Source organism: Mesorhizobium sp. M2C.T.Ca.TU.002.02.1.1 (assembly GCF_003997225.1).
Map to the genome: position 1 here is coordinate 1 of NZ_RZTO01000284.1, position 6950 is coordinate 6950.

Annotated in this window: 8 protein-coding genes; 4 read left to right on the forward strand and 4 right to left on the reverse strand. The window is 64.8% G+C overall.

Features of this window, described 5'->3' with window-relative positions; genetic code table 11:
* Nucleotides 1-282, reverse strand: a 282-nt coding sequence (locus tag EOD07_RS16615; RefSeq protein WP_127236241.1) for a LysR family transcriptional regulator, incomplete at its 3' end; no start/stop codon positions are given.
* Nucleotides 283-415: 133 nt separating this feature from the next.
* Between EOD07_RS16615 and EOD07_RS16620 the strand changes: the two genes are divergently transcribed.
* Nucleotides 416-1852, forward strand: a complete 1437-nt coding sequence (locus EOD07_RS16620) for an MFS transporter (RefSeq protein ID WP_127236242.1) — start codon at nucleotides 416-418, stop codon at nucleotides 1850-1852.
* 439 nt (nucleotides 1853-2291) lie between these two features.
* Here the strand turns inward: EOD07_RS16620 and EOD07_RS16625 are convergent, their stop codons facing one another.
* Both EOD07_RS16625 and EOD07_RS16630 read right to left on the reverse strand, forming a co-directional pair.
* Entirely contained in the window at nucleotides 2292-2531 is a 240-nt protein-coding gene (locus tag EOD07_RS16625) for a hypothetical protein (RefSeq protein WP_127236243.1), read from the reverse strand.
* A gap of 229 nt (nucleotides 2532-2760) precedes the next feature.
* Entirely contained in the window at nucleotides 2761-3105 is a 345-nt protein-coding gene (locus EOD07_RS16630; protein ID WP_127236244.1) for a low affinity iron permease family protein, read from the reverse strand.
* A 320-nt stretch (nucleotides 3106-3425) separates the two neighbouring features.
* Between EOD07_RS16630 and EOD07_RS16635 the strand changes: the two genes are divergently transcribed.
* Nucleotides 3426-3620, forward strand: coding sequence for a hypothetical protein (locus EOD07_RS16635; RefSeq protein WP_127236245.1), 195 nt, complete (start codon nucleotides 3426-3428; stop codon nucleotides 3618-3620).
* 130 nt (nucleotides 3621-3750) lie between these two features.
* Nucleotides 3751-4062 (forward strand): hypothetical protein, encoded by a 312-nt coding sequence (locus EOD07_RS16640; protein ID WP_127236246.1) that lies wholly within the window; start codon nucleotides 3751-3753, stop codon nucleotides 4060-4062.
* An 81-nt stretch (nucleotides 4063-4143) separates the two neighbouring features.
* Here the strand turns inward: EOD07_RS16640 and EOD07_RS16645 are convergent, their stop codons facing one another.
* A complete protein-coding gene (locus EOD07_RS16645; RefSeq protein WP_127236247.1) occupies nucleotides 4144-4986 on the reverse strand; it encodes a slipin family protein in 843 nt (280 codons plus the stop codon).
* A 292-nt stretch (nucleotides 4987-5278) separates the two neighbouring features.
* On the opposite strand from EOD07_RS16645, the gene EOD07_RS16650 reads away from it, so the two are divergent.
* On the forward strand, nucleotides 5279-6950 hold a 1672-nt coding region (locus EOD07_RS16650; protein WP_164772292.1), incomplete at its 3' end, for a diguanylate cyclase.

Below are 6950 nucleotides of genomic sequence, written 5' to 3' on the forward strand. Positions count from 1 at the left end.
GTCGAGCCTCGCGAGGTCGAGCCGCTCGGCGGGCCGCAGCACCGCTTCCGCCTCTTTCACCAGCCGGCCGACCTCAGCGCCGAGTTCGACGGCGCGCGGCGTCGGCACCAGGCCGCGCCCGGCGCGCACCAGAAGCGGATCGCCGGTCGCCGCGCGCAGCCTCGCCAGAGCCCGGCTCATCGCCGAAGGGCTGAGGTTCAGGCGCCGCGCGGCTCGGGCGACGCTGCCTTCGGCAAGCAGCACATCCAGCGTGACAAGCAGGTTGAGATCGGGTCGCAACATGGCGCGACCATAGCACGGATCTGTTAAGGGGACATGGCGTATGGTGCACTGATAAAGTGTAAATGTTGCGTGTTCCGCCATGCTATCTGCGCGCTTATCTTCCCCGGCAAGTCTCAACCGACGGAGAAGAATCATGGCCGACATTGCCGAAACCCGCGCCGCGCCCGCACACCATTCGACGGCGGGCGCGCTGGCCAGCCTGTCGCTTGCCATGCTCGTCTCCTCGCTCGCCACCAGCATCGCCAATGTCGCGCTGCCGACGCTGAGCGTGGCCTTCGCCGCCTCCTTTGCGGCGGTGCAATGGGTGGTGCTCGCCTATCTGCTCGCCATTACCGCGTCGATTGTCAGCGTTGGGCGTCTCGGCGACCTCGTCGGCCGCCGGTTGCTGCTGATCGTCGGCCTGGCGCTGTTCGGCGTCGCCTCGTTTGCCGCGGCGTTCGCGCCATCGCTGGCGCTGCTGATTGCCGCCCGCGCCGTGCAAGGGTTGGGCGCGGCGGTGATGATGGCGCTGACGATCGCTTTCGTAGGCGAGACGGTGCCGAAGGAACGCACCGGCAGCGCCATGGGTCTGCTCGGCACCATGTCGGCGATCGGCACGGCGCTCGGGCCTTCGCTCGGCGGCGTGCTGATCGCCGCTTTCGGCTGGCGCTCGATCTTCCTCGTCAACGCCGCGCTCGGCGCCGTCGCGCTGCTTGCCGCCTGGCGCTTCCTGCCAGCCGGCGAAGCCATGGGCATGGTCACCGTTCGTGGCAAGGCGAGGGACCGTTTCGATATGCCGGGCACGCTGCTGCTCGCCGCCACGCTTGCCGCCTATGCATTGTCCATGACCATCGGGCGCGGTCATTTCGGCGGCCTGAACATGACGCTGCTCGGCGGGGCAATTGCTGGCGCGGCGCTGTTTGTTGTCGCCGAGGCCAGGGTGGAGTCGCCCTTGGTCAAGCTCGCGCTGTTGCGCGATTCGGTGCTGGCGCCCAGCCTCGCCATGAACGCGCTGGTCTCGACGGTGATGATGGCGACGCTGGTCGTCGGCCCGTTCTTCCTGTCGCGGGCGCTGGGCCTCGGCGAGGCGGCCGCGGGCGCTGTCCTGTCGATCGGCCCGGTCGTCTCGGCGCTATGCGGCGTCATTGCCGGGCGCGTCGTTGACCGTCTTGGCGCGGCGGCAATGGTGCTCGCCGGCCTGGCGCTGATGGCCGCCGGCTGTGTTGCGTTGGCCTGGCTGCCAAGCCTCTTCGGCGTTGCCGGCTACGTGGCGGCGATCATCCTGCTCACGCCCGGCTACCAGCTCTTCCAGGCGGCCAACAACACGGCTGTCATGGCCGATGTCGACAGGAACGAGCGCGGCGTGGTGTCGGGCATGCTGAGCCTCTCGCGCAATCTCGGCCTCGTCACCGGCACGGCGGTGATGGGCGCGGTATTCGTCTTCGCCGTGGGGACGAAGGATGTCACGAGCGCGGCGCCAGAAGCTGTTGCGCATGGGATGGGATTGACCTTTGCGGTCGCTACGGGGCTGGTGGTGGCGGCGATGACGATTGCATTCGCTGGCGATTGGAGAGAGCGCCGGCGCGCCTGATCTCCGGCGGTCGGCCTGCCTCTGGGCCCAGGATTCGGACAGGGGCGATGCCCGATTGGACAAAGGAGGGCCCTCGCAGAAGCAAGCGCCGAAACTGAGAAGTGTGGGCAGTGTCACTGAGGCCAGTGCATGGCTGGGTTATATGTCTCCGCGGGCAGAGGCGGGGCAGCGATACTGCTGGACTGTCGAGTTGGCGGGGCAGAGAGGCAAAGCGATGTATGAAACATGGTGGCGGCGGCGGGAAGCTCAGCCTCCGATTCCGGAATGTGAACTTCGCTTCATGATGAAGCTCGGGCGTCTGGAACGTGACGAGGCAATCAGATTGCTGGGGCGATATCATGGGGACCGCGAGGCGGTCTACGCCGCGTTGGGGACCCGCGATCTGGTCAGGGAACGCAACGCGCGGCCTCACTGACCAGTTCATGCTACCTTCAGGAACTCACAGTCCGAGCGTCCAGCCAGCCTCCGTTTGCGGATTCCCGTCTGGTGGGAATGGCGCAATGAATATGGTCGGTCGATGGGTGGCCGCGACGAAAGCGGCCGCGGCCATCTCGACGGCATAGGCGGAATGGTCGACCTTGTCGAAGCGTTTCACCGCGCGGTCACGAAGCATCGACAGCCTTGCCGCTCGGTGGAGATCGGCCCGCTTCTCGCCATGCATGTCGAGGGGTGCGAACATAACCATCCCCGCAAACGGCGACGTCGAGCGTTTGTTCCAATCGACCCGGATGATAGCGATGCGTCGGGATGGTTTTCGAAGTCTAATGCTTCCGTGATCGCGTAATTTCCCCGTCGCTGGGGAGGTTTATCTTTGCCTGGCGGCGGTGCCCATTCCGCCTTCAGCCGGAGCCTCGGCTACCCCAACGAACCCCCACCCACCGCGGCTCCGGCTTCACTTATCGCGTCGCTCAGGCTTCACCTGCCGCAAGGCGCTTGGCCTCCATTTCCAACTCCGTCAGTTTGGATTTGATCTCATGCGGCTCCGCATGCTCGAGCCCGATCACATCGTTGCGCGTCTGGCGAAGTGCGATGACGATCTCGTCGAGCTTGGCGTGGATGGCTGCCGTGTCTCGGTAGCCCTGGATGAGGACCACGCCAGTGATGATGATGGCCGCCACCGATAACGCATAGGTCACGACATTGGTCAGGCCGAACGGCACCAGGAGCGTGCAGGCCACCATGGCAACGACCATAGCGTAGAAGCCAGGCGGGCGTGACAGGAAATCGGCGGCGCGAAAAAGAAGACGGTTCATCGCCACCTACCCAAGCAATAACCCGGCAATCAGCACGGTGAGCAGCACCGAGGCCGGCACGGCCAGAAGCCAGCGCGCCTCAAGAACACTGTTGCGGTCGTCATTCATGTCCGTTGCTCCCGTTGGCAGCCGTGAAGCTGCGGATTCGATGCCGGCAAACGAGCGCCGAACCCCCTTCGTTCCGCCGATCGGGCGACGGTCTGAAAACCCGTCGGACTGAGGTCGGACCGGCGTGCAAAGAGGACCGAGCGCGGCAACCAAAGCCGGGACTCCGCATTGGCAAGCGCGCCAATTTATCGCGCGGCCGACAGGGAGCACTCATGAACCTCGATAGACCGACGGACGATGTCGAAGACCAGCCATACGAGCCGGCCTTCTTCGCCAGCAAATACGGCCTGCCGCCACGGCTGGCTAAGACGATGATCGAGGCGAATGGCGGTGGGCGCCGCGCCTGCGACGCCGCGGCCACAACCTACCTGAGATATGTCGCCCTTCGGCGCCAGCGGGGCGGCTGAGTTCGATTGCCGGCTGCGCCGGCTCGCCCGCATAGGCGTTGAGGTCGGGGGCGCACATCCGCGCGGAACCAAACCGGCAAACAGCGGTTTAATCCGGCGAAGGGACAATTCAGGATTGAGGAATAGAGCAATGAAAACAGTGCTTCTTGCGGCCCTGGCGCTCTGTGTCGCCGCGCCTGCCGTGGCTTCCGCGGCCGAGGCCGATATCGTCATTAGGACACATCACAGGCATTATTATCACCACCGGCCGGCGGTCGTTATCAATGACGAGGGCCACCGCCTGCATCATCGCCATCACGGCACCGTCGCCTTCTATGACAATGGCGAGCGCGCCTGGCGTCACCGCCATCACCGCCGCGACGACACCGTGGTCGTCACGGGTTCGGTCGGGCACCGGCACCATCATCGTCCGGTCGTCATCGAGGGCGGCTCCGACTACTGATATCGTCTGTCCGGTCCGGCCCATGCGCCATGACGCTCGAGCCGGACCGGATTTTTCATTCTGCATGGAGAGACAACCTCTCTACGCCGCGCTTTTAAGCACGCCTGCCTGAACCAGGGCCGCCGCCGGGTTGAGGCTGTCAACCAGGCCGGTCGGGATCAGGATGGTGGCGCCGCGCTCCTTGGTCGTCTCATAGATGATGTTCATGGCGCGCAGCTGAAGCGCGGCCGGATGGTCGGCATAGGTGGTGGCGGCCTCGACGAATTTGGCTGCGACTTCCGCCTCCGCCGAACCGAGGATGACGCGCGCTTCCTTCTCGCGCTCGGCCTGCGCCTGGCGCGACATGGCGTCCTGCAGCGCGACGGGAATCGCGACGTCACGGATCTCGACCGACATCACCGTGATGCCCCATTGCGCCGTCTTGGCACTGATGACGTCGCGCAGATGCTCATCCGCCGCCTTGCGGTTAGACAGCAGCGAAGACAGCATCGAGGAGCCGATCATCTCGCGCAGCGAGGTCTGCGCCACGCGGTCGATCGCCTCGCGGTAGTTGGTGATTTCCAGCGCCGCCTGGCGCGCATCATGCACATGCCAGAAGATGACCGCGTCGACATTGACCGGCACCGTATCCTTGGTCAACGCCTCCTCTGCGTTGAAGGCGGTGGTCTGGATGCGCTGGTCGATGACGGCCACGACGTTATCGAGGACCGGGACGATCATGAACAGGCCGGGGCCGCGCACGCCAAGCAGGTTGCCGGCGCGCAGCACGACGAATCTCTGCCAGGTGTTGGCCATCTTCAGCGAGGCGGCGATCAGTACCGCGATGACGAAGAAGGGCGCGCCCGCCCATGGCCCGGCCAGTGCGCCGATGCCGACGCCGACGAGCGCGAAGACGGCGGTGAGGAAAAGGGTGATCGGATTCATCAAAATGGCTCCTTGTCGCGGCCGGTTGTAGGTCGCGCGATGCCGCAACGGGCCTCGCGAGGAGCGTCGGCGGCCCGGGATGGACCGCCTGGCCGGCCTATCTGGGATCGATCACGCTTGTCGCGAGGACAATCATCGCCGGCACGGAGTTATATGGTGCGGGGTGGAAGATTTCGCCATGGGGCGGGCCACCGGCGCGCAACCGCATAACAACCGCAAGTCGCCGGCTTTTAACCCGGAAACAACTTTTCAGGCGCTTTTAATGACCCGATTGGAGATCGGTAGCGGAGCCATGTGGCAGCATCTTACTGCAAATCTCATTGCGGTGGCGCTGTTCGTCTCCGGCTGGAACTACGTGCAGCCCTGGCTTGAGGGGCGTTCGCAGAAGTTCAGGCTGCTCGTTTTCGGCTGCATCATGGGTTGGGGCGCGCTGGCCTCGATGCTGCTGACCGTCGAACTGCGGCCCGGCGTCCTCCTGGACCTCAGGACGTCGCTGGTCGCGACCGCCGGCCTGTTCGCCGGCCTGCCAGGCGCGTTGGTGGCTGCTGCCTTTCCGCTGGGATATCGCATGGCGATCGGAGGACAGGGCCTGCCCGCCGGCCTGATCGGCATCGCGGTGGCGGTAGCCGCTGGCGTTCTCGCCAATCGCATCATAGGCCACAGGCAACCACGCGCCTGGCAAGTGCTTTTGTTCGCGATTTGCGTCGGCCTGTCGCTGCTGGCACCGATATCGATCCTGCCGCAATCGGCTGCGCCTGGCATCCGCCTGATCCTGCCGCTCATGGCCCTCAATGCGGCAGCGACTGCCGTGGCTGGCCTCGTCGTGCTGCACACGCAGCTTGTCACCAAGGAGCGTGACCTGCTGCGCGCCGCTGTTGCCCAGGCGCCGGATTTCTACTACGTCAAGAATACGCGCGGCCAGTTCGTCGCCGTGAACCAGACGGTCGCCGCCTATCATGGTTACGATCATCCCGTGCAGATGACGGGCAAGACTGATTTCGACATAGCGGACGCAGCGCGCGCCCAAATCCTCTTCGGGCTGGAGCAGAGGATACTGAAATCGGGCGAGGGCATTGCCGATTTCGAGGAACAGCTTCCCGACGCAAAGGGCAATCTCCGCTGGTTCTCGACCTCGAAGACGCCCGTGCGCGATGTCGACGGCAACGTCATCGGCCTCGTCGGCGTCACGCGTGAGATAACGGCGCACAAACAAGTCGAACAGGCGCTGCTCGAGGCCAAGAACCAGCTGTCCTATGCGCTCTCGGAAATGTCGGATGGCCTTGCCATGTTCGACGCCGAAGGCGCGCTGGTCTTCTGCAACGAGCAGTACCGGGAATTCTTTCCGCTGACCGGCGACCTGCGGCTGCCGGGCACGCGACTGCGCGACATCCTCGAAGCCGTGACGGTCACCGGCGAGCAGGTGGGCATTCCCAAGGGTCACGAGAGGGAATGGATAGATGCCGTGGTCGGCGCGCTTCACACGCCCGGCGAACAGCAGATCAAGCTCTTCGATGGCCGCTGGCTGATGCTGAGGACGCGGCCCACCGAGGCCGGCCTGGCGCTCGTTGTCGTCTCCGATATCACCGAGATCAAGAGCACCGAGGGTGAACTCACCACGCTTAGCAACCAACTGGCGCAGCTTGCCAACACCGATCCGCTGCTTGGTGTCGGCAATCGCCGCGCTTTCGATCAGAAGCTGGCCGGCGTGGTCGCGGATGCAAGCCAGTCCGACAAGGAATTCGCGCTACTGCTGATCGATGTCGACTCCTTCAAGGCCTATAATGACCGTTACGGTCATCTGGCCGGAGATGAGTGCCTGCGCCAGATCGCCGATTGTCTACGTCAACGCACGCGTGCCAGCGATTTCGTGGCGCGCTATGGCGGCGAGGAATTCGCCGTCATCCTGCCAGAGGCGTCGGCGGCCGGCGCAATCCGCGTTGCCGACAATTTGCGCGCCGCCGTGC